Origin of the sequence: Mesorhizobium sp. M1A.T.Ca.IN.004.03.1.1 (assembly GCF_003997555.1) — a bacterium.
Lineage (GTDB): Bacteria > Pseudomonadota > Alphaproteobacteria > Rhizobiales > Rhizobiaceae > Mesorhizobium.
Map to the genome: position 1 here is coordinate 1 of NZ_RZTV01000933.1, position 243 is coordinate 243.

1 pseudogene is annotated in these 243 nt (G+C 59.7%); it reads left to right on the forward strand.

What is annotated here, in order from left to right:
- Positions 1 to 162, forward strand: a pseudogene (locus EOD29_RS37720) (ion transporter); the annotation flags it as partial.
- Positions 163 to 243 lie beyond the last annotated feature (81 nt).

Consider the following 243-nt stretch of genomic DNA (forward strand, 5'->3'; position numbering starts at 1 on the left):
ATTGTCGGCATTTCCCTTTTCGTCAGGCTTGCTCAGGCAGTGGTCCGCCCTCACAAGGTGACCTATTCCTGCCACCGATGCGGCCTTCAGCGCCATGACGCGGACGCCGTTCATTGCAAGGCGTGCGGAGAGGTCTTGAACATACCGGACGAGGGATTGTGACCGTCGATCCTAGCGATTTTTGCAATGCTTTCGGACGAGGCTTCGTCCGTCGGATTGCAGCCCGCCCGTGCTGGGGAGCAC